The sequence below is a fragment of the Aestuariibacter sp. A3R04 genome (genome assembly GCF_018860805.1).
In the GTDB taxonomy this organism is placed as follows: domain Bacteria; phylum Pseudomonadota; class Gammaproteobacteria; order Enterobacterales; family Alteromonadaceae; genus Alteromonas.
Window position 1 is genome coordinate 381,610 of sequence record NZ_JAHKQR010000001.1, and the last position, 25,924, is coordinate 407,533.

The 25,924-nt window shown below is 48.6% G+C and carries 24 protein-coding genes; 17 read left to right on the plus strand and 7 right to left on the minus strand.

Features of this window, described 5'->3' with window-relative positions:
- The first annotated feature begins 4 nt into the window (after positions 1 to 4).
- Positions 5 to 580 (plus strand): OmpA family protein, encoded by a 576-nt coding sequence (locus tag KO518_RS01635; RefSeq protein ID WP_216024059.1) that lies wholly within the window; start codon positions 5 to 7, stop codon positions 578 to 580.
- A 53-nt stretch (positions 581 to 633) separates the two neighbouring features.
- The gene (locus tag KO518_RS01640; protein WP_216024060.1) at positions 634 to 1,530 is read left to right on the plus strand and encodes a hypothetical protein; all 897 of its coding nucleotides are present in this window, start codon (positions 634 to 636) and stop codon (positions 1,528 to 1,530) included.
- Between the two features lie 149 nt (positions 1,531 to 1,679).
- On the opposite strand, the gene KO518_RS01645 is transcribed toward KO518_RS01640, so the two are convergent.
- Positions 1,680 to 1,988, minus strand: coding sequence for a hypothetical protein (locus KO518_RS01645; RefSeq protein WP_216024061.1), 309 nt, complete (start codon positions 1,986 to 1,988; stop codon positions 1,680 to 1,682).
- On the minus strand, positions 1,985 to 2,536 hold the full coding sequence (locus tag KO518_RS01650; RefSeq protein ID WP_216024062.1) for a YaeQ family protein: 552 nt from the start codon (positions 2,534 to 2,536) through the stop codon (positions 1,985 to 1,987). Before KO518_RS01650 ends, KO518_RS01645 begins: the two co-directional genes overlap by 4 nt.
- A 197-nt stretch (positions 2,537 to 2,733) precedes the next feature.
- Here KO518_RS01650 and KO518_RS01655 point away from each other — a divergent pair, with 197 nt between their 5' ends.
- The 13 genes from KO518_RS01655 to KO518_RS01715 all read left to right on the plus strand — a co-directional run bounded on the left by KO518_RS01655 (position 2,734) and on the right by KO518_RS01715 (position 14,314).
- A complete protein-coding gene (locus KO518_RS01655) occupies positions 2,734 to 3,327 on the plus strand; it encodes a hypothetical protein (RefSeq protein WP_216024063.1) in 594 nt (197 codons plus the stop codon).
- A 60-nt stretch (positions 3,328 to 3,387) separates the two neighbouring features.
- A complete protein-coding gene (locus KO518_RS01660; RefSeq protein WP_216024064.1) occupies positions 3,388 to 3,921 on the plus strand; it encodes a hypothetical protein in 534 nt (177 codons plus the stop codon).
- A gap of 11 nt (positions 3,922 to 3,932) precedes the next feature.
- The gene (locus KO518_RS01665) at positions 3,933 to 4,805 is read left to right on the plus strand and encodes a hypothetical protein (protein ID WP_252735732.1); all 873 of its coding nucleotides are present in this window, start codon (positions 3,933 to 3,935) and stop codon (positions 4,803 to 4,805) included.
- A gap of 11 nt (positions 4,806 to 4,816) precedes the next feature.
- Positions 4,817 to 5,233 carry a hypothetical protein gene (locus KO518_RS01670; protein WP_252735733.1) on the plus strand — a complete coding sequence of 139 codons (417 nt, stop codon included), beginning with the start codon at positions 4,817 to 4,819 and terminating at the stop codon, positions 5,231 to 5,233.
- Entirely contained in the window at positions 5,233 to 5,739 is a 507-nt protein-coding gene (locus KO518_RS01675; protein WP_252735734.1) for a hypothetical protein, read from the plus strand. Before KO518_RS01670 ends, KO518_RS01675 begins: the two co-directional genes overlap by 1 nt.
- Entirely contained in the window at positions 5,736 to 6,206 is a 471-nt protein-coding gene (locus KO518_RS01680; protein WP_216024065.1) for a hypothetical protein, read from the plus strand. The genes KO518_RS01675 and KO518_RS01680 overlap by 4 nt, the downstream gene beginning before the upstream one ends.
- The gene (locus KO518_RS01685) at positions 6,206 to 7,174 is read left to right on the plus strand and encodes a hypothetical protein (RefSeq protein ID WP_216024066.1); all 969 of its coding nucleotides are present in this window, start codon (positions 6,206 to 6,208) and stop codon (positions 7,172 to 7,174) included. The genes KO518_RS01680 and KO518_RS01685 overlap by 1 nt, the downstream gene beginning before the upstream one ends.
- A 142-nt stretch (positions 7,175 to 7,316) precedes the next feature.
- Positions 7,317 to 9,485, plus strand: coding sequence for a bifunctional serine/threonine-protein kinase/formylglycine-generating enzyme family protein (locus KO518_RS01690; RefSeq protein ID WP_216024067.1), 2,169 nt, complete (start codon positions 7,317 to 7,319; stop codon positions 9,483 to 9,485).
- A gap of 75 nt (positions 9,486 to 9,560) precedes the next feature.
- Positions 9,561 to 10,019 carry a hypothetical protein gene (locus KO518_RS01695; RefSeq protein ID WP_216024068.1) on the plus strand — a complete coding sequence of 153 codons (459 nt, stop codon included), beginning with the start codon at positions 9,561 to 9,563 and terminating at the stop codon, positions 10,017 to 10,019.
- The gene (locus KO518_RS01700; protein ID WP_216024069.1) at positions 10,016 to 10,795 is read left to right on the plus strand and encodes a lytic transglycosylase domain-containing protein; all 780 of its coding nucleotides are present in this window, start codon (positions 10,016 to 10,018) and stop codon (positions 10,793 to 10,795) included. Before KO518_RS01695 ends, KO518_RS01700 begins: the two co-directional genes overlap by 4 nt.
- A gap of 40 nt (positions 10,796 to 10,835) precedes the next feature.
- Positions 10,836 to 12,485, plus strand: a complete 1,650-nt coding sequence (locus tag KO518_RS01705) for a hypothetical protein (protein WP_216024070.1) — start codon at positions 10,836 to 10,838, stop codon at positions 12,483 to 12,485.
- The gene (locus KO518_RS01710; protein WP_216024071.1) at positions 12,472 to 13,014 is read left to right on the plus strand and encodes a hypothetical protein; all 543 of its coding nucleotides are present in this window, start codon (positions 12,472 to 12,474) and stop codon (positions 13,012 to 13,014) included. Before KO518_RS01705 ends, KO518_RS01710 begins: the two co-directional genes overlap by 14 nt.
- A 16-nt stretch (positions 13,015 to 13,030) precedes the next feature.
- Positions 13,031 to 14,314, plus strand: a complete 1,284-nt coding sequence (locus KO518_RS01715; RefSeq protein WP_216024072.1) for a hypothetical protein — start codon at positions 13,031 to 13,033, stop codon at positions 14,312 to 14,314.
- Between the two features lie 9 nt (positions 14,315 to 14,323).
- Here KO518_RS01715 and KO518_RS01720 read toward each other — a convergent pair whose 3' ends face one another.
- Positions 14,324 to 15,049, minus strand: coding sequence for a haloacid dehalogenase type II (locus KO518_RS01720; RefSeq protein ID WP_252735821.1), 726 nt, complete (start codon positions 15,047 to 15,049; stop codon positions 14,324 to 14,326).
- A gap of 153 nt (positions 15,050 to 15,202) precedes the next feature.
- On the opposite strand from KO518_RS01720, the gene KO518_RS01725 reads away from it, so the two are divergent.
- Positions 15,203 to 16,078, plus strand: coding sequence for a LysR family transcriptional regulator (locus KO518_RS01725; RefSeq protein WP_216024074.1), 876 nt, complete (start codon positions 15,203 to 15,205; stop codon positions 16,076 to 16,078).
- A gap of 136 nt (positions 16,079 to 16,214) precedes the next feature.
- Positions 16,215 to 17,330, plus strand: a complete 1,116-nt coding sequence (glf, locus tag KO518_RS01730) for a UDP-galactopyranose mutase (protein ID WP_216024075.1) — start codon at positions 16,215 to 16,217, stop codon at positions 17,328 to 17,330.
- Between the two features lie 151 nt (positions 17,331 to 17,481).
- On the opposite strand, the gene KO518_RS01735 is transcribed toward glf, so the two are convergent.
- From KO518_RS01735 to KO518_RS01750, 4 genes are all read right to left on the minus strand, one after another.
- The gene (locus tag KO518_RS01735; RefSeq protein ID WP_216024076.1) at positions 17,482 to 19,689 is read right to left on the minus strand and encodes a GH92 family glycosyl hydrolase; all 2,208 of its coding nucleotides are present in this window, start codon (positions 19,687 to 19,689) and stop codon (positions 17,482 to 17,484) included.
- Entirely contained in the window at positions 19,686 to 21,902 is a 2,217-nt protein-coding gene (locus tag KO518_RS01740; RefSeq protein WP_216024077.1) for a GH92 family glycosyl hydrolase, read from the minus strand. The genes KO518_RS01735 and KO518_RS01740 overlap by 4 nt, the downstream gene beginning before the upstream one ends.
- On the minus strand, positions 21,902 to 23,146 hold the full coding sequence (locus KO518_RS01745) for a sugar MFS transporter (protein WP_216024078.1): 1,245 nt from the start codon (positions 23,144 to 23,146) through the stop codon (positions 21,902 to 21,904). Before KO518_RS01745 ends, KO518_RS01740 begins: the two co-directional genes overlap by 1 nt.
- Positions 23,147 to 23,208: 62 nt before the next feature.
- A complete protein-coding gene (locus tag KO518_RS01750) occupies positions 23,209 to 25,527 on the minus strand; it encodes a GH92 family glycosyl hydrolase (RefSeq protein ID WP_216024079.1) in 2,319 nt (772 codons plus the stop codon).
- Between the last annotated feature and the right edge of the window lie 397 nt (positions 25,528 to 25,924).

Sequence of the window (25,924 nt, forward strand, 5' to 3'; positions counted from 1 at the left end):
CAAAATGAAGTACATTGGTTACCTCACTTCGGCACTGCTAATTAGCGGTGCCAGCCTTTTCTGCTCATTGAGCGCAGCACAAGACGATGGCTTTAAATCTATCGCTGATATAGAAGCAGCGCTTAACCCGTTAGAAACAATTGCAAATTACGATGGCGTGCGCATGAGTATCGATCTTGATATTCGCTTCGCTCTTAATTCAGCCACATTAACCGACAGCGCTAAGGAACAGGTGGCAGCGCTGGGAAAAGCGCTGGCAGGTTCTGCGCTTGCTAAGTGCGAGATAACCCTCATCGGGCATACGGATGCGTCAGGTAGTGCAGAAAACAATTTGTCTTTATCGGCTGCAAGGGCAACAGCAGTCAAGCAAACTCTCGTAGACAGTTACGGGGTAAGTGAAAACAAGCTAACCGCAATTGGAAAAGGTGAAACGGCTTTGCTGGAAGGCTTAGCGAAGAACGATGCTCGTCATCGCCGTGTTCAGGTGGCGTTGTCACACCCTGAAGCCTGTAAATTGGCGGTAAAGTCTGCCGATCAGGAACACAACGACGAACGCGGCAACGTTGATATCGAGTGGTAAAACGTCCAAAGCTTTTTATAGCCGCGGGTACACGACATTTATCAGGAACAGATATGAAAAAGCTACTTACCTTACTGTTTATCACATGCCTCAGCGCATGCGCCAGCAAAGACACCCGGGTACAGCCGGTTAACGTTATGATTTTGGTACAGGACGATAGTGCCGACGCTTTACCTCATTCTCATCAGGCTGTAAAACGACTCATTAGCGACGTGTCTGGTGATTTAGCTCACCATGGTGTGAATGTATACGATAATCGGTCTGAATTTAACTACAATGGCACCCATGACAAAGCTATGCTTCTGGATATGGCCCGCAGTTATCGGCGAGCGGCAATTGACTTCGTCGTTATCCTTTCCACAGACGCAAAAGTTACCCGCAGTAATTACACTACCCGTGTCAGTGCTGATGTGTTTGGACAAACTATTGAGGTGGGCTCTGGCAGGGTACACGGGTCGTTTACTGCCGAAGGCGCCACACAAAACGGCAGCGACAATTGTCCTGCCCGTTGTGTGAATAGCCTTTTAGTCGGTTCACTAACGCTTGTTTCCGATGAAGTTAGTGAGCACATACTTTCTACATTGCCTACGAGCTATGTGTCAAAAACGCCCCGGAGAAAAAGCCCCGCGCCGGTGAAATCAGATGGCCCTGAAGCCGTGGAATTTACCCTGGTATTCTCTGGCTTTAACTTTCAGGAAATGGAAGATATTGAACGTTACCTGCCTGTTTTTTCCGGCTACAGCCACATGCGCTACGTCGATTCCAGTCAGAATTACGCAGAAATTCACTATGTTGCCGCTATTAGCCGAAACAAGCTGACGCAAAATCTGAATCGCGTGTTGTCTGAGCTAGATCTTAACGGTCGCGTGCGGTTGACGGGCAATACGGCAAACGTTATGAAATCCACGCACAACGCCAAACTCGACGATCTACATAGCTGGGAAGAGTAGTGGCTGAGCCGCTGGCACAAGAAGATGATATAGAAGCCTGGCGGCCTAGCAGCGAACAACGAGCGTATTCCCTGAGCAAAAAGGTATTGATGGACGCACACTGTAGTAAACATGGATAGCTCGCCGCGACAGACTTCACGCAAAGAAGGCTAGTCTTCCGGGCCATCCAGGGTAAAGATAAGATGCCTGCGCACATCTTTAAGTACCACACCTTTTTTCAACAGGGCAGCGCTTAAGCGCCTTTGCCATTTCTTAAGTTCAGGCTCGGCGGCTGCCAGTGCTGCCTCATCGTCAAATTGGAAACGCAACAGCAATGAATCGGGGAAGTGATGATATTGCAAGTCAAACCAGCACTGTACCATCCCCTGGAGTTCTTCTCTGCCTTGCGCTTCGAGGGTATCCGCAACGCTAAATACCACCGCCTGTTGTTTGCGCTGTACCGCAGATAATGGCTTCATTGCAGACGTTTCTCTATAGAGATTTCCACGCTTTCGGTAGTCTCAGGGCCTTCAATGGTAAGCCACATTTGCCCGTCTTGTATGGTTACCTGAATTTGCATCGACCGCTGTACTGCGCCGGCCAGGGATGCCGCCAGATGCTCGGGTAAAGTAAATACAGACAGGTTCTTTCTGGTTTGCAGCTTGTTGGCCTCTTTTTTCCACCACACGTCAAAGCTGTTATCAGCATAAGCGTAAACCATCATGTGCTGACTTTGGTTGCAGCCTTTTTTGATGCGCTGATCAGACGGTTGGCCGAGTTCTATCCACAGCTCAATGTCGTCGCTGTAACTTTTTAGCCATAAATCGGGCACGTCGTCGTCTGACAATCCTTTGGTAAATTGCAGTCTTTCATGGGCGTTAGCTATAAAGGCGATGATCCGCAGCATCATGCGCTCGTCGTTCTCTGAAGGGTGGCGTGCAATGGTGAGGTTGTGGTCATTGTAGTAGTTGCGATCCATATCAGTTATCGATAGGTCAGCTTTAAAAATAGTTGCTTTAAGTGCCATGGTGGTTCCGATTCGTAAGAGGTATCGCGCTTTGCGGCGTATAGTATCAGTTAACGTCTGTTTTCTCTCCTGCACGCCATAAATTTCCTCAAACCCTTTCATATTTGCATTTGACGACTTCAGGCTGAAGTACCTGAAGTGAATAGATAACGCCTAAGCGTGAAAGAATACGTTTTTTATCACTAAGGGGAAGCACCATGGCTAAGAAAACCTGCGATCATTGTTTCGGCGTCGGCACTATCGAAAGCGGAAGTTACGAGCATTGTGCAAGTTGCGGCGGCTCTGGGCACGGCAGCTACACTAATGTGTCTTGTATGAGCTGTCACGGCAGCGGTAAGTCAACCATGCCTGCTCGGGAAACCTGCTGGCACTGTCATGGCGCTGGCAGCGTTGATGTGCCGGACGCTCCCATGCCTCCGGTAAAAACAGGCCCCCGTACAACAGTAAAACCCAAAGAAGAAATCAGAAAGCCGCGCACCTCAGCACAAACATCAACACAGCAAAACCCAAATAAGGTTTCTGAAGAAATTGGTGGCCTTGCAGTACTGTTTGCCATTATTGGTGCAGTGATCCTGTGGAATGACAACAACAACCTGAACATAGTGCAAATAGCGTTGGCCGGAGGCGTTTTCTTTATCGCATCTTACGTGGGGCTTTTTCTCCTTTATTACGCCATCAAGGTTGTGGCGTTTGTTATCCAGGTTGCTTTTGTTGGGGCAATCATTGTTATTGCCTGCAACGCCATGGGCTTTCAGTGGGCAAAAGAGATTATTTCGTTACTTCCTTCCTGAGCAGAACAAAAAAACCTCAAAGCATTTCATAACGCTAAGTGTACCAACCAAAAGGACAAGATGATGAAAAAGATAGCTCTCGTAAAATCGAAATCCCAGCATGTAAAACTCGTGGCGGGTGTGGCAATGGCGCTGGCTTTGTCAGCTTGCTCCAGCACAGAAAGCACGCATACCGGCCAGGTTATAGACACAGCCTGTGTGGACCGCGCGAGTAACATGGCAGCACACGCCGAAACGAGTCGTTCTGCTGCACAAATGCGTTCGTCTGCTAATGCAATACAGCATTGCATAGCCAACCCGCTACCGCCCTCATTAAACGACGAAGATACACAAGCGGTGATGCAGGTAATGGCGATTTCGGCACTTACCTACATGAAAGCCGGCGAGTTGGACGCCGCGGCGGCACAAATGCAGCGCTTTGAAACTCACTTTCCCGGGCAGGACTTGTATTTGCCTGATTACACCTCGTTCCGCGACACGGTAACAGCCCTGATTGGCGGCAGCCACTTGAGCACCCAGGAGCTGGCGTCGCTGAACATCAGCCGAGAGCTACGGCGGGAAATTGAACGTCAGCAGTACTGGTTAACCCACTAAGGAGCAACACTATGAAACAGCGCATTGTAAAAACAGGCGGCGTAAAAGCCACAGTAGCCATGGTTGCTTTGGTGGTGATGTCTAACCTGGCTTCGGCCAGTGAATGGAAGCCAGAGGCGAGCGACAGGTTAATAAAGCTACCTGCCAACATCATAGAAAAACGTGTGGAAAAAGATTTTAGCGTTTCGCCTATGGCTCAGAGGCTGGCAGATATTGACGGTCAGATGTCAGATAAAACGACCCGCATCGCCCAATTGCAAGAAGCATTGCAGCAAACCAGTGGTGACGCCAGAGTGAACATCAAGTATGAACTGGTTCAGCAAAAATCGGATTTTCTCGACCTGCTGCAGGAAAGTCACGCGCTGCGCAAGCAAGCGGCGACACAGAAACAAGGTGTCTATCAGGATGTGTTACAGCAGTATCGCAATCAGCATGGTAAAGCGCAGCACCCCGACCGTTTGCAGCTTCAGCAAAAACAACAATCGGCACTGGCCAGAATGGAACAGGTGATGGCGCAGGTCGATCAGAACCTGATGCATGCTGGCTTCAATGAAAGTAGTCCTTACGCCGACGAATACGCGCAGAATGTGGCTAACATTGACCGGCTTCGAGAGAAAATTGCCACGCACAAAGCAAACGCATCGCCCATGTTGAATGGGGCAGAGGTGAGTTCGGAAGAATACCTCCGCCAGTTACTGCTTAACATCTCTATGGAGCAGTCCTTACTGCACCAGGAAGGCGTGATGCTGGAATACATGGCCAGGATCGTAGCGCTGGATGCCCAGGAATTGGAATACCAGATTGCTTACGGCGAAGATGCTGATTTTACCCGTACGCGCACCGTCAATAAGGCTGGCAAAGCCGTTGATTTGTTTACTTTATAAGGAACACCATTATGAATATGAAAGCAAAAACACTTTCTACAATAAAACTAATCACAGGGTTAGTCTTTGCCGCGTCTTTTGTATCAGGCGCCAGCCACGCGAACGCGTTATTTAGTCTGGAGAACCTCGAGCGCGAGCGAGCAGCCATGTTAAGTGCCATGACAGACACCTCCCTTGATATAAATGATCGCCAAAGCAAGGTGGCAATGAGTTTTAAGCGCATGGTGGATATCGAACGCATGGTGCTGCGCGATGAGCGAATCGCCCAAAGCGATAAGCTCATTGTGAAAAAGGCCTTCGATAACTACGACCTCACGTTTTTGGCTCACGCCAGTACAGAAGCAAACCGTGATGTATACAGCCACTGGCTGAGTACATTGAATATCACGGCTGAAACCATTGAGCGCAGTGAGCAGGGTGTACGCTAATGATGGCCTTGTCCCAACCTAAACCACTGACGCTGTTCGGTAAATGGATGCTAACCGGCGGGGGCACGATTATCGTGTTACTTGCTACCGCAACCTACTTTACCAACATGTCGCTGCCTGATCTCATCAGCTGGGCACAACGAGTGTTTGGTTGGGGATTTGCCGGTTTTTACATCGCCCTGTTGGCGACAGGTGTGTTTGCCTGTCAGGCCATCCGGGCAAACAGACAAGCTGCCTATTATTGGGAAATTGCCCAGCAAGCCGGTAACGGTGTCGCCACACTAGCCCTGACATTTACCCTGTTGGGAATAAGCCTGGGCATTGGGGCGCTGTCTGAACAGCCACTGACCCCAGATACCATTCAAGACATCATAGGCGAATTAACGAAGCAGTTTTCTACTGCTTTTATGACCACGGTGTTGGGTTTACCCACCGCAGCGCTGTTGCGCGCCTGGAGCAGTGTACGTTATCAGGCTGTATTGAGCCGCAAGGAGACTATCGAATGAAAAAAATGATATTTATAGCTGCCGTTGTAGGTGCAGGCGTGTATCTGCTCAGCCAGAATCACACGGGAATTGAATGGGTAGACGACACGGTGGCTAACACCAATATTCAGCAAACCACGGATGCGCTAATCGATGAAGTGGAAAAGCGTATTGCCGTGGTGAGAGAAGAGCAACATGCCGTACATCAGACTCACATAGACGCATTGCAAAAACGCATAGTGGAACTGGAACAGCAGGTAGCGGCTTTGGAAGGGTCTTCTCACCAGGTAAGCGATACGACCCCACTGGCCTATCAGCCGTTAAAACCAGTAAAGGGCGTGACATTAGATTCACAGAACGTATCCACTTACGTTGCTCCAATCGTACCGGACCGCCAGACCAGTACTGAGCGGCAGCGCGCCAACTTACAGGACATTGCTGAACGAATGCAAAACCTGTCTTTTTCAAGTTTGGGTAACGGGGGGTAATGATGAGCAGGGCGGCACGTCGATTTCTCGGACTATTAGTGTTGACCGGGCTGGTGTGGATGGCGCTGGTAGTATGGTCGAAACACCAATCGACAGCAATTCTTCAACAGGTACTGGCACATTTTCAAAGCCTGCAAGCTGTGCCTGAAACACTTGATGACAAGCAACCTGGAGAAAGGGCACTCGAAGACATGGAAGAAGGCGATATGCCTGATGTCACTCAACCACAAGCACAAGTGGCTATTCAACAGGTTGAACTGCCCCCTGTACCCTCGCCGCCAGTACCAGAACAGCTGGATCGAATAACACCGACACCACAGCAAGTCGCTGCCTCGGACACAAACATTGTCAAGCAACAGCGAAGCGTAGTGCCTGGCGAACCGAAGGGGGAAGCGGTGCTGAATGAGCAGATTTTGGCAAAGCAGGATATCGAAACCAGCTTCGAAGCTGCTTCTAAACCCGATAACATGCCTCCAGTGCGACCACAGCCGGTGGTGACAACCCGTGATGTGTACAAACAACTCAGTGAAGACGAAGCGCTTAATATTCAATTAGCCTGGCCTGGTGATCGCAAGGAAAGAGAAACCGTATTAAATTATTTGTATCAATGCGTAGGCGCAGAATTTGCCATTTTTGACGGGCAAGCGCTTACTTACCTGTCGCCAGAGCAGTACAAGGCCACCAGTAGCTGGTTGCGGGTGGCACAAGGTGAGTTAAGTCAACAAGAGCAGCAATGGCGAAACCACAACACCCAGCCTGGTACATTGGTGCGTATTGTACCTGAGCAGGTGGATATTAATTTATCATCGCATATTGCCAGCACACTTACCCGCACAAAAACAACGTTACACGCCTTGCGCGGGCGCTACGCGCTTCGCCAGAATAAACTGTATCTGGTTAATATTACTGTTAATAACGCCCCCGTCGCGGGCGACTGGCTTTTGTATAATCCGGGCGCACGCTGTTAGCGATTAATAATTGAAAAATAACGGGTATAGGTTACAGTTAACCTGATTGAATAATAACCATAAAACTGACAGTAGCGGTGCCATACTGGCCTTTCGGGTTAACGGCGCTAACGCAAAAAATGGATGAGCAGTAGTTAAGCGTATGGAAAGCATCGGCAAGTATCAAATAATCAGGAAGCTGGGGGCCGGCGGCTTCGGTGCGGTTTACCTGTGTAAAGACCCCCGCTTGGGCGTGGAAGTTGCGATTAAAGTATTTCAGGTAAGAGATGACAACCTCGTCGGCCAGATCACAAGTGCGTCGCAGGATGCCGGACAAGTACTGCGAGAGCGCTTTTTGGCCGAGGCGAAAACCCTCCATCAACTTTCGCACAGCCCTTACATTGTCAATATAAAAGACTACGACGAACTAGAAGACGGCACGCCGTACTATGTCATGCCTTATCTGCCCCAGTCGCTGGAAGGAGAAATTGGCAAAGACGCGTTTAGCCGTGGTCGGTTAGAAGAAATACCAGCAAGCCAACACCCCCGAAAGTTGCCTCTGCATCGAGCGCTCACAATTTTAGAGCAATTGCTACAAGCCATGGCCCAGGTGCATGACGCCGGACTTATTCACCGCGATTTGAAACCCGCTAATATCCTGTTTGACGAGCAAGGCAATGTGCAGGTGTGTGACTTTGGTATCGCCAAACTCCCTGATGCACAATACAGCCAAAGCGGTGTGGGTATGGGCAGTCGTAACTATATGAGTCCGGAGCAACGAGAAAGTGCCAAATACGTTACCCCCGCCTCAGATGTGTGCAGCTTAGGGATCTTGGCGTATCGCATGCTAACCGGCCAGCTCCCGCTGGGTAAATTTGATGATGTCAGCCACTTTGTCCCCGAAATTGGTAAGCCACTAAACGACTTAATAGACAAGGCGATTTCGCAAAATGAACATCAGCGACCACAAGACGCTGGTGATTTTTTGACCCAGTTCCAGCAAGCGCTGGCCGAGGTGGATGATCAGGGTGTCATACACGATGAAGCAACAACCACCTGGGTTGGTGGTAACGCCAGTGTTAAAACTGAGCTACAACCGCTGGAACAAAAAATCATTCAGCTACTCAAGCGTCAGGGCGAGGTAAGAAATAACGACTTTCCAGTATTACAAGCGCTGGCAGAGTTAGGCGGGTTAGATAACGACGCGCTCAGTGCATTGATAAAGCAAGTCACCGATCAGCAAGCCAGTCAGCATCCTAAGCAAAAGGCTTTCCAACAATGGGTGGCCCATCTCAACAGCCTGCAAGTTAAAGGTGAGTCGTTAAGTGCACAGCAGAAAGCTGTATTGATAGAAGCGGGCGAAGCCAGTACGGGGATGCAAGCATCCACTCTGGAGTACTTTATCAACGAAAAGCTGCCTTCGGAGCTTACAAATAAGGAAATAGCAACGACCCCTGACGCTTCTAAACAGACTGCTCAAGTGAACATCGAAGCAAGTGGTAAGGAAAAGCCGAAGCGCAAGAAACGATGGATGGTTCGTTCTTTTATGATTTGCGTGTGCATCGGTGCGGTATTGTATGGATACACCCTTTACGCAACATCATTAGAAAGAGATAAAGCGATAAAAAGTATATTGAATGCCATGGTGGAGATTCCTTCTGGGAATTTTCAAATGGGTTGCAGCCTTCAGGATGATCAATGTTTTCCTTGGGAGCGCCCAGTTCACAATGTCGCGGTGCCCGGGTTTAAATTAATGTCCCATGAAGTGACGTTTGCAATGTGGGATGCTTGTTTGTCATCCGGCGGATGTTGGTATAACCCTGATGATGAAGGCTGGGGGCGAGGAGATCAGCCACTTATCAATGTGACTCACAAATTCTTTACTAAACAGTTTATACCTTGGCTAAATAATGTCACCGGACAAACGTTTCGCTTGCCGAGCGAAGCGGAATGGGAATATGCCGCCAGAGCCGGCAGTCAGACAAAATACAGTTGGGGCAACGCTGCTGGTAGTAATAATGCGAATTGCGAGGATTGCGGCTCACGATGGGACAACAAACGTCCAGCGCCAGTGAAGTCGTTCTCTCCGAATGCTTTGGGCTTGTTTGATATGGAAGGAAATGTGTTTGAATGGACAGCTGACCACTATAGTCCGAATTACAGCGATGCAACGAATACAGCTGCGCCATGGTTGCTGGGAAATACTAACACCCGTGTGCTTCGTGGTGGGTCGTGGAATGTGCCAGCAAGCTATTTGCGCGTCTCGAGTCGCACTTCTGCGGATGTCACACGCTTTGGCAATAATATCGGCTTCCGTTTAGCGCAAGACTAGTACGCTGGCCCCCCTTTTCTAACAACAAAGCAAAAAAACGCCCTAATCGTTGCATAGCCCTTTTCGGAGGTGACTATGCAAAACACAATCAATCAGGATACCACGACCCAGGCCATGACCGAGGTGGCGCTGGGCCTTTCCATGGCGTTTTTTGCCATACTTATTGTGGCGCTATTATCCATGGGCGTGCCGCCCTCAAAACATGCTAAAACCGATTCAAAAGCTACCCCTGATACAGATCAAGGGTTTTCCCTGGTTGAAAGTCGAGACAATGCAGAAACAGAGGATAGCGTAGCTGCTTCATCAGAAGAGCAACCCCAGTTTGTGTTTTTGTACGAGGGCAAATTGTACAACAGCGCACTCAAACCTTTTGAAGCAGCAATGTTGGAAAAAAGTCAGCCGGTGTACCTTGCTGTGCCTGCTAATGCGGCCATGGACGAGGTCATGCAGATCAAAGCGCAAATAAATCATCCAAACCTTTCTATAACCCTACTCAACCAAGCATGGAAAACACGATTGGAGCAATTACCATGAAACCCACAACTGTTATGACGAAAGCGATATTGTGTGGCTTTTTACTCGCGGTGAGTGCGGCGGGCTGGGCATATAGTCCCTACAAAAAAGCGGATATTGAGCAAATGGTGGTAACAGAAGCGCTGGCTCAGGGGTTGCCGCCATCACTGGCTTTAGCCATCGCAAGGGTAGAATCGAACTTCGACCCGTATGCGTTAAGCCATGCCGGTGCACGGGGTGTGATGCAAATGATGCCTGCTACGGCATTGGGCGAATACAATGTACAGGCGTCGCGCCTTTACGACCCAAAAACCAATATCAAACTGGGCGTCACTTTTATAAAGCAGTTAATTGCCACTTATGATGGCCGGGTAGACATTGCGCTTTCTCATTATAACGGTGGGTCAGCGGTGCGCGACCGCTACAATAATTACCGCATTATCCCTGCCACTCGCGGCTATGTGAACAAAGTGCTTGCGTATCAGCGCGAGTACATCAATGACGGGGTCGATTCAGCCGCGTATCGCGGGCAATTGGCTACCAACCGCGGCGCCGAAGCGCCGGCAACAGATAGGGTTACAGCCGCTGTTTCTTATACACGAAATAACAGCGTGTCTTCAGGGGATATTAGCGATCCTCGTATCGCTATGTTGCAACAACTCCGTGTTCACAACTTGACCAGAGCAGGGGGAACAGCGCACACTTACCAAAGTGACGATACCGCCGTTCGCCCCCAGCCTGCAACGGTGAGCAAACGCGCCAAAGTGGCTCAGTGGGAGTCAATTTACAAAAAGTAACACGGTAGTCAGTATAAACAGAAAAGGGATAGGGGGAACGATGACATCAACAATTGGCTATGGCGTAAGTGAAACGCTACTAAGCATTTTTGACGGGCTGCGGCAAACCACTACTATGGCAGATGGCTGTGACGATGCCCCCAGAAAATATCGCTGCGACGATATTGACAGGGTAGCCCAGTATATTTGTTGCCGCAACTACGGCTTTCTATGTCGAGAGTTGTGCTTTTTAAGCTGGGCTATTGTGCGGGCTTACCCTGATGAGACCTATCAGGAGCCCTTGTTTAGCTATTTTTGGTTGGACGGCATTACCCGCGCCAGCGCCTTTCGCAAGGCTTTTTCCACGCCCTGGCAAGAAAATGACAACAGTGTCGAGATGCAGCCAGATGTGCTGCATCTTTGCGTTTCTGGTACCCGGTTTGACATTTCACCTACACGGGCTGGTGTGCTGGCGGTGATGATGGAATTTATGGCCTCCATTGCCCCATCACTAGTGAATAATATGAAAGCTGTGCTCAGTGCGCCAGGTGCACAGGTTATCGATACGTTGTCGAAACAGATGCAAAAAGCGGTTTATGATTATTTGAAGCTGAATATGCCTGAAGTTCAGGAGCAAAATCGTTATCGCTATGTCACCGACTGGTTAAGCCAAACACAGACAAGCTACAGTACCTTAGGCGATGACGATATTTTGCGCTTTTGGCAGGATGCAAACGATGATGTCAGCCCGAATAAACCCAGTCATGTGCGCTTTGATACCGCAGTAGATGACATACTTGATACCTTGTTTGCGATTTCAGTTGTGCAAGCGCAAAAGGCGATAAAGCACGGCGATAGTGTCGGCAGTGACAGTGAGCAGGGCGAAGTTGATTTAGACCGGGTGGCTTTTGATGACGTCAATGGTAAAGACGACACCGCATCTGAGCAGTGGGTGCAATCAGCTTTGTTTAGCCAGAACAACGAAACGCCCTCGCCAGTACAGTTAACCGCTGCGCCCAAGTGCCTCACGAAAGCGCAGGCAGCCCTTTGTGAGCCACTTCACCGCCACAAGACCCAACTAGCACGCTTTGCGCTAACCCTTATTCGGGTACAGGTTTTTGGGCAATGGCAGGCGGTACTGTCGCAGGCTAAACGCACATCGGCTGCTGCTCTAAAAACGAAGCTGGCATCGCCACCTGAGTACACCTACCCGCTATATCACGAGGATGTGAAAGCTTGTCAGAATGCACTCACTTACAGCACGTACTGTTTACATCATGTGTTGCTGCCACACGAGCCAAAGTCTATTCTCGCTGAGCTTATTATGAAATTGCCCACCATGCCGGCTGAACTTCAGCGCTTTTTGAGCGAGCAAATGCGACCTGCGACGAGTCCAGAAGACATGCAATGTGCTATTGCAGAGCTTCGCGCGCGCTGGCCTGATTTTGCCGCGTTACTCGCTGACTTGGAAAAAGCGTTTAAGACTAACAATAAGGCCGGGTTCAAAATCATGCCAGACAGCGTTGACATTGATCCATACCTTGAAGCGCTGGCTTGCGTCAATGGGACAAAACAAATCTTGGCAGCTCATGTCGCTCAAATGGACAACATCAGCGATATTGCGCCATTGGATACCCTTTTTGCCTCTGATGTTTCTATATTCACCGACAGGTTTAATCAATTATACGGAGAAGTTCATGTTGCCATCTAATCATGAGCAGGCAGAAGCCATCTTCACGGCCAAGCGTTACTACGATACCCTGCAAAACGGCATGGGCGACGACAATCAGCAGACCTTAGTATTTAACGACCTCGTACTGCTAGCTACCGGTTGTGCTGGTGGGCGTACATCACAATTAATGGAAAAGGTGAACCAGTCTTTGCCATTGCGTCGTCAGTATATGTCGTTGGTAAAACAATTTGCTTACGAGGTGAGTCCAGCGCAAGCCGCTGCCAGCAGCACTGAAACGCTAGAAGGCCGAACCACCGACAAATTTTCATTGTCGTTTAGCCGTGATCCGGTTTCACCGTCGCAAATTTACGTTATTCTTGCGGTACATTTTCCCACAGAAAAGCAAATGAAAAATGGGGTCACAGTGCATATTGAGCTTGGCGACGTACTGCAGCAACTAAAGTTGCCACCGCTTATCGACAACAAAACCCAAGGGCTATTTGAGGAATCGTCGGCGGCATTGCAAGCATTGCTTCATCACGACGCCAGTATTGTGATCACAGACTAGTAAAAAAGGAAGTTTAGTGAGTATTCATATTTTTATCGCGACAACTCAAGGCCTGGTGGCGGTCAATAATTTATACTCACTGCCGGCAGTGGCAAGCTCTACGGTTACTGCAGGAGGCTTTGCCGACCCCTTACCCATCACAAACAGCTATCACAGCTTTGTCAAACTGGGGTCTGGAATTATTGAAGCTGATTTCTCAACTGGCCCATTTCGCATCGATCTCAGCGATAAAATTACCCAGGGCAACAGCTGGCAGTTAGGGTTTTATCTGGCCCACATGGCGAAGGAAATCGACGCATTGGGTGATGGCAAACCCAACGACGGTGAAATGATTATTGTGGCTACAGGGTGTATTAATACGGCTGAACGGCGAGTAGGTCCGGTGGACGAGGTCCCCCGTAAGCTGGCTTTAGCAGACGAAGCGCTGATACACTACAAAGGTAAGTGTGACATCGTGATGTTAGTGCCTGAAGCCAACAAACACGAACTCGTTGAACTTGAGGATATCACTTGCAATACAGCTGATGAACTTGACTATTTGGCCACGTATTTTCCAGACCCTGACGTTTTGAGGTCGCGGAATAACCCCACCGTCACGGAGGACGAGATGGGAACATCCGTTACCGTTTCTTCATCCGCAGAACAAGACGGTACTGGAAAAGTGAAAAAGCGCAGCGGTAAAGTGATGGTTGCTGCAGCACTCTTGTTATGTGCAGGCGCTGCTGCGGCGTATTATGTTGGCTTTCAGCCTGTATCGTCTGAAGACTCACATACGGTGAATGCATCGATAGGGAGCGCTGCCCGCCCCGTGAGGCACGAACCCGTTAGTGACACAGACAAGGGGGCGCCTGCAACTCCAACGTTGTCTCTTACGTTAAAAGCCGCCACGGCGCTAAAATGTGATGACAATACGGCCATGCCTGCCGAGGTAAATCACACTCATCACACTTTCGATACCCTATCGATAGCCGGTGAACTTTGTGTGTTGCAAGCAATGGGAAGCAAAGATGTGAGCAGTATTGTGTTTATCGGCTTGGGAGAGCGCCGTGCGGCGGTGAGACAAGTCAATGACAACGTGATGTCGCTTCCCCATCCCACCCAATTTAGCGGCGAGCGGCGGTATTTTCTGGTGGCACTGGCATCGCCTTTAAGTCAGAAAGCCACTAATGCGCTAAAAGGCTTTTTGTTTGAAATGGCAAGGCCCGACACGCTAACCCTGTCCAGCTTGCAAGATAGACTCAATGGCTTTGACGTGCCCTTCGCGGTGTATCAACACACGCTGCAAAGCGAAGGGCGGTAAGACTGTACTTTACTGTGTCTTACTGTTAAGTAGCGCAGCCAGTTCATTGACATCGCTGACGATATAATCGGGCTGTTGTGCCAGTGGGTAGAGCGCTTTACCGGGGCGAGTGATAAACGCGGTTTGTAAGCCCGCGGCTTTCGCGCCCGCAATATCCCAGCCATGGGCTGCCACCATGAGTGCCTCTTCTGGTTTTACACCGAGTTTTTCAAGCGCCCATGCATAGGATCGCAGGTCTGGCTTGTAAATTTCAATGTCTTCCACACTGTAACGCGCCTCGAAAAACGACATTAAACCTGCATTTTCAAACTGAGTTTTAACGCCAAAATTCGACGAGTTGGTTAAGCTCACCAGCTTAAAGCCCTGGGCCTTGAGTGCGGTTAAGCCCTCTTTTACATCGCCGTGAGGAGGCAATTGCAGCAATGGAGTAACAATGGCGGTTTTCGCTTGCTCTGGTGTAAGCGCAATGTCGTTAATATCGGCCACCATCATCAATGCAGCCACACCAATTTTTCCAAAATCGTGGTACTCACCTGTGGTAGTGGCAACCAGTGAATAATGCAGCATGGTTGAAAACCACAATGGTAGTAAGTCTTGCCTGCCGCCTAATGCGTCGCCTACAGACGTTCGCATAGAGGTCAAATCGAGCAGCGTTTCATTGACATCAAAAATGATTACTTTGGGTATTGGAAGAGAAGTATTTGCCAGCGTCTGTGGTACTGTGAAAACGGCCATTAATAGCGCTATCGCCACTAAAGGTTTGCGAAATAAAGGCATAAAATTTCCTGTTGTAGAAATACACGATAGACAAAATACAGTGTATTTCTTTGAAATAGTTAAATGAAGGCCTGATAATTAAAACCTGTATTTAATTTTATTAAAGTGTTCATGTATAGCCTTCGAGAATTAGAAACCTTTGTGGCAGTAGTTGAAAATGGCGGCATTGTGTCAGCAGCGTCGGCGCTCAGGCTATCGCCAGCTACAGTGAGTTTGCGTTTGAGTAAGCTTGAAAAGGCACTAAAAACCGTGTTGGTATTTCGCGATAGCAGAAAGTTGCAATTGTCTCCTGCGGGAGACGTGTTTTACCAGCGGGTAGGGCACATTCTTGATGCACTGAGTGAAGCCGAGCATCAGATAGGCGCAAAAGGCAGCGATGTTCGAGGTAACTTGAGGGCCACTATGCCGCCGTGGGTGTTTTCCCGATTTGTTATGCCTAATCTGGCGCGCTTTGAGCAGGCTTATCCTGATTTAACTTTAGATTTCTTAATCAACGATCATTTTGTCAATGTTGTCGAAGATAAACAGGATGTTGCCATTCGGGTGGGAAAATTGGCTGATTCTGCCTTAGTGGCGCGAAAGCTTGTTAGCAACCATCGGTTGTTATGTGCGTCACCAGAATATATTGACCGCTTTGGTTTGCCTCGTTCGTTAGCAGACTTACACCATCATTACTGGGTGTGTTTACCTTGGCAACGACAGTTAAAGGTGACGGAGGGTGGGCGCACGTCTACGCTAAATGTGCGCACCCGTTTCACGGTGTCGAATTCGGATAACATGACACAGGCGGTATTGGCTGGCCACGGAATAGGCATTAAATCGCTTATAGCGGTTAAAGATGAACTTGAGAGGGAAGCACTGGTTGAGATTCTGCCCGGTTTACTGGCAGACAACGACGCCCCAGTTTGGTTTTTAAAACCGCAAAACAGCTTAGCCACCCGGAAAACAGATGTGTTTTTCGAGTTTATGAAAAGTGTTTTTCAGTAGGATGCTGACGTGTGCTATTTGCGCGGGGGCGACACTTGACATAGTGTGAGCGAATTGCAGTCATAGTGGCACTGTCATCTACCAAAACTGAATGGCGTCTGTTACATTCTAGTTTAATGTAAAAGCAGGCAAATTCATGGCGACATTTCAATACGATTATCTAGTTGTTGGGGCGGGGCTGTTTGGTGCTGTTTTTGCCCGTGAAGCCACGCAAACAGGTAAGCGGGTTCTGGTTATTGACAAGCGTTGCCATACCGGTGGCAATATCTATTGCGAACAGATTGCAGGCATTAACGTCCACAAGTATGGCGCACATATCTTCCATACCAGTAACCAAGAGGTGTGGGATTACGTCAATCAATTTGTCAGCTTTAATCGTTATGTCAACTCACCGATAGCAAACTATCGCGGCAAGCTGTATAACCTGCCGTTCAACATGAACACCTTCTACCAATTGTGGGGCGTGACGACACCCGATGAGGCCAAAGCTAAAATTGAAGAGCAGCGCGCACCGTTCAAACATCTCGACCCACAAAATTTAGAAGAACAAGCGTTATTCCTAGGCGGCAAAGATCTATACGAAACTCTGATAAAAGGCTATACCGAAAAGCAATGGGGACGACCAGCAACACAGATCCCAGCATTCATCATTAAGCGCCTGCCATTCCGTTTCACCTTTGATAACAACTACTTCAACGACTTGTATCAAGGTATCCCTAACGGTGGCTACAATGCCCTTACCAATGCTTTATTTGAGGGTGTAGAGGTGCGTACTGGCGTCAATTATTTTGAAAACAAAGCAGAATTAGATGGCCTGGCTGAACGTGTGCTTTATACGGGAAAAATAGACGAATTTTTCGATTGTAAACTAGGTCAGCTGGAGTATCGCAGTCTGCATTTTGAAACGGAAGTGTTAGAACGCGAGAACTTTCAGGGTAATGCGGTGGTAAACTACACTGAAAAATCAGTACCTTACACACGTATTCTTGAGCACAAGCATTTCGAGTTTGGCACGCAGGAGAAAACCGTAGTAACCAGGGAATACCCCCACGAATTTAGTAAAGACAACGAACCTTACTACCCCATTAACGACAATGTTAATAACAGGTTGCTGGAACAATATAAAGCGCTTGCCAACGAGCCGGTATACCAGCAGAAGTACCTTTTTGGTGGTCGGCTAGCAGACTATAAATACTATGATATGGATGATACGATAGAGGCGGCATTGGCACTCACCAAGCGAGAGTTGTAAAATACAACGACAGCGCCAGCTTATATCGCAAGGTCACTATTGCTCGGCCTTTTCTGCCCGGTGATATACTCATAATTGGGGTAAAACAGTGTCGGTTAAGCCCTTGCGCCCAAAACACAGTGATTGTCTGTGTCTTGGGTCAATAGCCATACTAGTGAAGCGTTAATTCACCGCCACCGGTGAGTTCATTGTGTGAAATAAACGGCGTGCGAAGGGGCTTGCCGTTGAAAGTATGCGCGCCATTACTACCTTTCTTTATCACCAGTTTTTTTCCTTCATAAATGTTGTCGTTCAGGGAAATAGTGATTTCAGAAAAAGACGGGGTAAAAACGGCGTAGTCCATTACACCAGGACTAACTGGGTAAATCCCCATCATGCTGAAAACCAGCCAAGCAGACAATGTGCCTGTATCATCGTTGCCTGGAATACCGCCTGGAGTAGTCAGAAAGTGCTCGTTAATTAGCTCGTGCACACGCTCGCCAGTCCGGTATTCTTTGCCTTGTACAAAGTTATACAAGAAGGGGTAGGTGATATCGGGCTCGTTGGCCATGTCGAAATTACCTGTGTCGAAAGTGGCGTCCAGCGCCTCGATAAAGGCCTCTTCACCACCGAGTAAACCTATTAACCCCGGAGTATCGAATGGCACGTAAAACCGGTAATTCCACGCGTTGCCCTCAATATAACCAGGGGCGGGTTCAAAGTTGCGACCAAGCTCAGGATCATAAGGTGTCAACCATTCACCCTTGCGATTTTTAGGGCGTAGCATACCGGTTTTGCTGTCAAACAGGGTTTTGTATTTCATGGCTCTGTTTAGATAACGCTGATGATCTTCTTGCTTACCCAAAACCCGGGCCAACTGCGCCAGGCTGAAATCCGCAACATAGTACTCCAGGCTGGTAGACACACTGCCGTCATAAGGACCTTCGTCGTCAAAAGGTACATAACCTAAAGCGAGATAGTCGGCGTTCTCCGGACGCAGCAGGTTGTCGTTCTTTTGGTCTGCGGCCCTTTGCATGGCGATGTAAGCGGCGTCTACATCAAAGTCTTGTATGCCCCGTAAATAGGTATCGGCAATCATAGCAGTGGCAGGGTCTCCTACCATCACTTCTGTTTCCATGCCGTACAGCTCCCACTTGGGCAGCCAGCCGCTTTCTTTTGCCATCGCAATGGCACTGTTTACCATTTCTTCTTGAAGCTCGGGGTACAACAAGCTCAAAAGAGGGTGAACGTTTCGGTTTGTATCCCACAGAGAATAAACGGTATAGCGGTTTTTGCCTCCGCTGTTGCCAACCCCATGCGCCCCGTTTAAGGGATAGTCGCCGTTTGCATCCTGAAAAATGTTTGGATGGATAAGCGTGTGATACAGGGCGGTGTAAAATTTAACTTTGTCGGCGTGTTCCCCCTTAACGTTTACTCTGTTTAAATAGCTGTCCCACGCCTTTTGGGCATTGACCTGGACGGTATTGAAATCAAACGCGGGTTGCTCGGTATCAAGGTTTGCCCTGGCATTCTCAATACTGACAAATGAAATACCCACTTTAACCTGAATTTGCTCTCCTTGCCGGGTGTTGAAGCTGAACCAAGTGCCAACGTCATCGCCTGCCATCGGAGCGAGATAATTGTGATACGGCTTGATGGTGTCGTTGTAGCTAATCCAGTCTGCCTCCACATTTTTATAGGCTGGCATACGCTTCCATACGCCGTAGCTTTCAGCAGGCTTGCTGAAACGGGCCACGAAGTATACTGGCCGCACATCTTCCGGGTGATAACAAAAGGTGCCTATGTTGCGCATACCCTCAATTTCCGTATTGGATACAACCTTAACCATACCACCGGTTTCATTGGTTAACCCGAGTCCTAAATTCATCAGAATATGAGATTGTCCTTCTGGGAAGGTATAACGGCTTAATCCGGTTCTTAATGTACTGGTCACTTCTGCGGTAATACCGTATTTGTCCAACGTTGTACGGTAGTAGCCCGGCTTGGCAGTTTCGTTTGAATACGTTGTGCCGTATTCACTGGCTTCAAGGGACAATTCCCCGGTGGTGGGCATAAGCAGCATCACCCCAGCTTCCGGACAACCCACACCGCTTAAATTTAAGTGACTAAAACCTGTTAAAAAACCATTCTCGCTGATGTATCCACGAGAATTCCAGGCATCGTCTTTTTTGGTCGGGTTGTGTTCACCGCCATGGGCAACATTGAACGGGGACACCGAGGCCAGGGCGTTGGGGTATTGTGCACCTGGATGGGTCGCACCGAAGTTCGAGGTGCCGATAAACGGGTCGACGTAGTCGCTGTTTCCGGCTATAGCAGATGTTGTTATCAGCGCAGCAAGCGCCATCACTACGTACTTCATGGTTGATCACTCATAGTAAATTCAAGTACACCCCCCGCCATGACGTCGTCATGAGTAAGGATAAAGCCATTGAGCGGCTGACCATTGAGGGTTACGTTTGACACGTATACGTTTTCGTCAGACTGATTTTTGGTTCTGATAGAGAATACTTTACCGTTTTCAAGCTGCATATCTGCCGATACAACCGCCGGGCTGCCCAACACGTACTCGCCGGCGACAGGATCTACCGGGTAAAAGCCCAGTGCACTGAACAAATACCAAGCTGACATCTGCCCCGCGTCTTCATTGCCCGCTAATCCGTCTGGATTAGTGTGATACAAATCTCTCATCACCTGCCTGACGATTTGCTGGGTTTTGTGGCTTTGCCCCACGAACTGATATAAATACGGAACGTGATGGCTAGGCTCATTGCCGTGCACGTATTGGCCAATGGTACCGGATATCCATTCCGGAAAGTCAGACTCATCTTGCTGTGCATTAAACATAGCATCGAGTTTTTCTGCAAAAGAGGTTTCTCCCCCCATCAGACGAATAAGCCCGTGCACATCGTGAGGAACAAAAAAAGTGTATTGCCAGGCGTTTGCTTCACAGTAGTCTTCAGGGTGATAAGCATCTGGGTTAAAGGGCTCTCTGAAATCTCCCTGGTGACTTTTTGCGCGCATGAACCCCGTTTGAGCATCGAAATGATGGCGGTAATTTTGTGAGCGCAGCAAATAAGTCTCATAGATATCCTGTTTGCCAAGAGATTTTGCCAATTGAGCAATCGCCCAGTCATCATAGGCGTATTCCATGGTAAGCGACACGTTCCAACCGCCGTACTCGTAGGGTACGTAGCCTAAGCGTTGATAGTCATCCAAGCCAAACGCGGTTTGGGTGGCACTTTCTATTGCTGCATTTAAAATGATGTCGCCAGGCAAACCGTCGCGGTTTTTAAGGTACGCATCCACTAATACGGGAACGGAGTGATAGCCCATCATCATGTCTGTTTCGTTACCCTGAAAAATCCAAACAGGTAAACGACCAAAAACGTCGTAGTGTTCCAGTAGCGTCTTCATCATCTCTTCATTTTGAGACGGGGAAACCAGGGTCTTCCACGGGTGCAGCGCGCGGAAAGTATCCCACAGCGAAAAGAAATCGTAGCGATACTCAGCTGCCGTGGTATGGATATTGCCATCCGGCCCCTTGTATTGCTTGTTGGCATCTGAATATACTCTGGGTGCCAAGGCGGCGTGATACATCGCCGTGTAGAACTGGGTCTTGGTTTCTTCTGACGCTTCTACATGAACCCGTGACAGCTCCTCTCGCCATGCCGATTCTGCTTCGGCGCGAACCATATCGAAGGTTTTGTCATTGCCTTCGCTTTTCAGGTTGGCTTTCGCATTTTCCACGCTCACTGAACTAATGGCCGTTCGGGCCGTAATGACTCGCGATTTGGACAGGTTAAACGCCGCTTCCAATAAAACCTGTTTGCCCGTTGCCGTGGGCCCGTTTATTGATTGGCTGCCGTTTTCCAGTATGTAGCTGGCAATAGGTTGAGAAAAGCGAGTGTAAAAGTATACACGCTGGTCGGTTGCCCAGCCGGTGGATTTGCGGTAGCCGGAAATAGTGTAATCGTCTTCCACGGTCAGTTGGGTGTCGAGGGTGCTGTCCCAGTTTCGACTATAGCCGAGGTTTACACGTACGTAGCCCTCATTCGCCGTTTCAGGGAAACGGTAGCGCTGGAAGCCAGAGCGCAACCCTGCTGTGAGTGCAACATCGATATTGTAGTCCTGAAGTGTTACCCGATAGTAACCTGGAGAAGCACTTTCCTGTTCATGGCTAAAATGAGAAACAATGGTGCCGTTGTCGGGGCCGCCTTCGGTTTCAACCCTGATGTAAGGTTTGGTCAATGGCATAAATGAAATGTCATACAGGTCACCTGCACCTGTTCCGGAAAGGTGTGTATGGCTAAACCCGGCAATAATATTGTCAGGGTAAAAATAGCCTGCTATCCAATCCCAGCCAGTCCGACCATTGTCCGGACTCAGTTGTACCATTCCATAAGGCACAGTGGCACCGGGAAAGGTTTTCCCTTTGCCATCGGTGCCAATGAAGGGGTCAACATACGAGATTACATCCTCTTCCTTTGCGAGAGGATGTGACGCATCTTCTGGTGTGTGTTCACAGCCCGATAGAACAACAAGAAGCAGTGCGCCGGCCCAAATTTGCTTCATTATTTATTGTCTCCCTGTTCTTGTCTGGCAAAACGGCTACTATTGAGGGCGTACCAGCCGATGTAAACATAGGCCAGTACGGGTACAAAGTAGCTTAATTGTACTGTTGAAATATCAGCCACAACCCCTTGGATCATGGGTAAAATTGCACCGCCAACAATGGCCTGGCACAGCAGACCGGAACCGCGGCTGGTCAGTTCACCTAAACCGCGGATAGCCAATGAAAAAATAGTGGGGAACATGATGGAGTTGAAAAATCCAACTGCTATTACAGACCACATCGCCACCGCTCCGGTGGTTTGAGTTGTGGTAATAAGTAGTAGAATAGCCATTACAGCGTTACCGGCAAGCACGTAAGCCGGTTTTATATAACGGGTAAGTGCTGCACCTACAAAGCGACCAACCATTGCACCTCCCCAGTAATATGACACCATGGTACTGGCATCTTGCTGGCTCAAACCGGCAATGCGGGGGTCTGCAAAGTAATTTACCAGAAAACTGCCAATGGACACTTCTGCTCCCACGTACAAAAAGATGGCCAGGGCGCCGAGTACAAGGCCCTTGTGTTGCCAGACGCTTTGCTTGGTGTTCACGGTATTGGTTTCTTCATGAGTAATTTCTGGCAGTTTTAGAAACTTAAACGTGAACGCAGTGATGAGCATCACTCCTGCCAGAAGCAAGTAAGGTAGCTGCACCGATTTTGCATCGACCTCGGTTTCCGCCACACTGGAAAAAATTAATGCCGCGCCAAACAAAGGACCAACGGTGTGCCCCAGTGAATTAATTGCCTGCGCCAGATTCAGACGGCTCGCTGCCGTTTTTTCAGGCCCTAATATGGCAACATAGGGGTTAGCCGAAACCTGCAGAGTGGCGACACCAGCAGCAAGAACAAATAGTCCCAAAAGAAAGATGGCGTATATTCCCAGCTCTGCCGCTGGATAGAACATGGCACAGCCTGCGGCAATGGTACACAGGCCGGTGATAATACCGCGTAAATAGCCAATTTTTTCTAACAGTTTTCCGGCGAAGGGAGATACCACAAAATACGCGCCAAAAAAGCAAAATTGCACCAACATCGCCTGAGTGTAATTTAACGAAAATGATGCTTTCAGGTGTGGAATGAGAATATCGTTCAGGGCTGTAATAAAGCCCCAGATAAAAAAGAGGGTGGTCATGGCGGCAAATGCAAAGTGACTTGCATTGCCCTTACTGGTTACCGGAGTACTTCCTGGAATAGCGGCCATAATAATCTCACTTGCTGTGGCGCGATCTGATTGTTAGATCGCGCATTACTTAATGGGTTGGTTTACTTTTCAAGGGACAGTGAGTACGGGTACGCACTGCTCTCGGTTGCTCGGATTTTATTCGGCGTGTCGCTCATTTGCAGGTGCAGTTCACCACCTTTGATCAGCGTCTCATGGCTGAGCCAGGTTTTGTCATACGCTTTGCCGTTCAGAGTTACTGATTGCACGTAAGGGGCATCACTGACATTGTCTTCGGCTGTGATTGTAAATGTTTCGCCATTGCTTAATGTCATGGTTACCTTGTCAAACAAAGGGCTACCCATTACATACTGGTTAGTGCCTGGCGCTACCGGATAGAACCCCATTGCGCTAAACACGTACCACGCTGAAGTTTGTCCGTTATCTTCGTCACCGCAGTAACCATCTGGCGTGGGTTTGTACAGTTTGTCCATTACATTGCGTACATGGAACTGAGTTTTCCACGGTGCGCCGGCATAATTGTACAAATAAATCATGTGTTGAATGGGTTGGTTGCCATGGGCGTAGTTCCCCATATTTACAATTTGCATTTCACGAATTTCGTGAATAGTGAAGCCGTAGTAGGAGTCGTCGAATTCCGGCGGCATTTCGAAAACCTGGTCGAGTTTGTCTACAAATGCCTGATTGCCACCCATGAGGTTTTTAAGCCCTTCGATGTCCTGGAATACAGACCACGTGTAGTGCAGGGCATTGCCCTCTGTAAATGCGTCGCCCCATTTAAGTGGGTTGAAACTTGCGTCGAACGTGCCATCAGCGTTCTTTCCGCGCATCCAGCCTGTTTCATTGTCAAACAAATGTTTGTAATTAAATGCTTGTTGATAGAAGCGCTTAGCGTCTTCTGTTTTGCCCAGAGCAGTGGCGAGCTTGTACAAATTGAAATCAGCAAATGCGTATTCCAGTGTACGTGCTGCATTTTCATGAATACCGACATCGTAGGGAACGTAACCCAGTTCATTGTAGTAGTCTACGCCCTCACGACCTACTGACGTCATGGGACGACCTTCATTAACGTTGGCGTTTTTAAGCACAGCTTCGTAAAGGGTATCAATATCAAAGCCGCGAATACCTTTTAAGTACGCATCGGCAATGTTGATTGCAGAGTTTGAACCCACCATGACATTGCGGTGACCTGGGCTTGCCCACTCGGGTAACCAGCCGGATTCCTTGTAGGTGTTAGCCAGCCCTTCCATAATTTGCGCATCGAGCTCGGGGTACATTAGCGTGAAGAAAGGGAAAACAGCGCGGAAGGTATCCCAAAAACCGTTGTCGGTGAACATATAGCCGGGCAAAACCTCACCGTTGTAGGGGCTGTAGTGAACTATATTGTTGTTTTCATCATATTCATAGAACTTACGCGGGAACAGCAACACCCGGTATAACGCTGAGTAAAAGGTACGTACCTGTTCTATGTTGGTATCTTCAACGAGTATGCGTGACAACTCGTTTTGCCAGGATGCGTGCGCTTTGCTTCGCGTCTCGTCAAAGCTGTCTGCGCCAATTTCTCTCGCCAGATTGCGCTGCGCCTGTTCGTGGCTAATAAATGAAGAGGCTACCTTTACGGTAACTTGTTCTCCCCGCTTGGTTTTAAATCCAATCACTGCGCCCACGTGATCACCTTCAGATTGCAAGGCGTCCGGCTGTAAAGTCCAGTTGTCATGCCAGGTTTGTGCAACGGCAAAATCTTTATCGAATTCTGCAACAAAGTAGTTGTGAAAGTTATCAGGTACACCGCCGTGGTTGTTTCTCGCGTAGCCGATAATCTTTCTTTGCTCTGGCAGTATTTTTACCATGGAGCCTTTTTCAAAGGCATCGAGTAAAATGTAAGCGTTATCCGTGTCGGGGAAAGTAAAGCGAAACTGGGCAGCGCGTTCAGTGGGCGTCACTTCCGCCGTTACGTCGTAGTCTGCCAGGTACACGCTGTAGTAATTGGGTTTCGCTTCTTCCGCTTTGTGGGAAAACCACGATGCTCGTGCCTCTTCCTCGAAAACCAGTTCACCGGTTACCGGCATAAACGAAAACGCACCATAGTCGTTCAACCAGGGGCTGGGCTGATGGGTTTGCTTAATGCCGCGAATTTTATTGTCATCGTATTTGTATGCCCAGCCGTCACCCATCGGTGCGGTCATCGGCGTCCAAAAGTTCATCGCCCAAGGGGTGGCAACCGCGGGATAGGTGTTGCCATTAGACAACGCAAAGGTCGAATCTGAACCCATTAGTGGGTTTACGTACTGTACGAGATCTTCCTCCACCAGGTTAATTCGGGCGGGCTCGTCGATCTGTTGAGTGCCACAACCAACGAGGGTAAATAACAAGGATATGCTTGTAAGTGATTGTTTTATCATTTAATTAAACCGTCCTGTCTGGCCTTCAAATGCACATTTAGGGAGACATCGAAGGATGATTCGTTAACAAATTGTAACCAGTGTAATCGATTACAAACGGGCAGGCCAGATGAAAGATAAAAAAAAGTGATAATTTTCAATTTATCATTCATGGGGCGATGAAAAACTGACGGCTGATATCGGTTACATGAACAGTAAACACTATTTTTCGATATGTTGGGTTGCTAAGACGAGTAGTCGCAAGAAGGTTGATGCTAGTATCATTCAAAACAAGGGAAAAAATGGGTACGAGATATTCCGTAAATCTGTCTGTTCTGCTTGTAAGGTACAGAAAAGAATGTGATCTCCTGGATTGGTACAGCGAGTCTATAACGTTTTTAAAACAGTGTTTTTTTCC

Excerpts from the sequence above, each read along its gene's own strand:
- KO518_RS01735 (WP_216024076.1), bottom strand. The coding sequence starts at position 19,689 with ATGAAGTACGTAGTGATGGCGCTTGCTGCGCTGATAACAACATCTGCT.
- KO518_RS01670 (WP_252735733.1), top strand. The coding sequence starts at position 4,817 with ATGAATATGAAAGCAAAAACACTTTCTACAATAAAACTAATCACAGGG.
- KO518_RS01660 (WP_216024064.1), top strand. The coding sequence starts at position 3,388 with ATGATGAAAAAGATAGCTCTCGTAAAATCGAAATCCCAGCATGTAAAA.
- KO518_RS01745 (WP_216024078.1), bottom strand. The coding sequence starts at position 23,146 with ATGGCCGCTATTCCAGGAAGTACTCCGGTAACCAGTAAGGGCAATGCA.
- KO518_RS01690 (WP_216024067.1), top strand. The coding sequence starts at position 7,317 with ATGGAAAGCATCGGCAAGTATCAAATAATCAGGAAGCTGGGGGCCGGC.
- KO518_RS01640 (WP_216024060.1), top strand. The coding sequence starts at position 634 with ATGAAAAAGCTACTTACCTTACTGTTTATCACATGCCTCAGCGCATGC.
- KO518_RS01725 (WP_216024074.1), top strand. The coding sequence starts at position 15,203 with ATGTATAGCCTTCGAGAATTAGAAACCTTTGTGGCAGTAGTTGAAAAT.
- KO518_RS01650 (WP_216024062.1), bottom strand. The coding sequence starts at position 2,536 with ATGGCACTTAAAGCAACTATTTTTAAAGCTGACCTATCGATAACTGAT.
- KO518_RS01740 (WP_216024077.1), bottom strand. The coding sequence starts at position 21,902 with ATGAAGCAAATTTGGGCCGGCGCACTGCTTCTTGTTGTTCTATCGGGC.
- KO518_RS01705 (WP_216024070.1), top strand. The coding sequence starts at position 10,836 with ATGACATCAACAATTGGCTATGGCGTAAGTGAAACGCTACTAAGCATT.
- KO518_RS01750 (WP_216024079.1), bottom strand. The coding sequence starts at position 25,527 with ATGATAAAACAATCACTTACAAGCATATCCTTGTTATTTACCCTCGTT.
- KO518_RS01680 (WP_216024065.1), top strand. The coding sequence starts at position 5,736 with ATGAAAAAAATGATATTTATAGCTGCCGTTGTAGGTGCAGGCGTGTAT.
- KO518_RS01655 (WP_216024063.1), top strand. The coding sequence starts at position 2,734 with ATGGCTAAGAAAACCTGCGATCATTGTTTCGGCGTCGGCACTATCGAA.
- KO518_RS01665 (WP_252735732.1), top strand. The coding sequence starts at position 3,933 with ATGAAACAGCGCATTGTAAAAACAGGCGGCGTAAAAGCCACAGTAGCC.
- KO518_RS01695 (WP_216024068.1), top strand. The coding sequence starts at position 9,561 with ATGCAAAACACAATCAATCAGGATACCACGACCCAGGCCATGACCGAG.
- KO518_RS01685 (WP_216024066.1), top strand. The coding sequence starts at position 6,206 with ATGATGAGCAGGGCGGCACGTCGATTTCTCGGACTATTAGTGTTGACC.
- KO518_RS01720 (WP_252735821.1), bottom strand. The coding sequence starts at position 15,049 with ATGGCCGTTTTCACAGTACCACAGACGCTGGCAAATACTTCTCTTCCA.
- glf (WP_216024075.1), top strand. The coding sequence starts at position 16,215 with ATGGCGACATTTCAATACGATTATCTAGTTGTTGGGGCGGGGCTGTTT.
- KO518_RS01635 (WP_216024059.1), top strand. The coding sequence starts at position 5 with ATGAAGTACATTGGTTACCTCACTTCGGCACTGCTAATTAGCGGTGCC.
- KO518_RS01675 (WP_252735734.1), top strand. The coding sequence starts at position 5,233 with ATGATGGCCTTGTCCCAACCTAAACCACTGACGCTGTTCGGTAAATGG.
- KO518_RS01710 (WP_216024071.1), top strand. The coding sequence starts at position 12,472 with ATGTTGCCATCTAATCATGAGCAGGCAGAAGCCATCTTCACGGCCAAG.
- KO518_RS01645 (WP_216024061.1), bottom strand. The coding sequence starts at position 1,988 with ATGAAGCCATTATCTGCGGTACAGCGCAAACAACAGGCGGTGGTATTT.
- KO518_RS01700 (WP_216024069.1), top strand. The coding sequence starts at position 10,016 with ATGAAACCCACAACTGTTATGACGAAAGCGATATTGTGTGGCTTTTTA.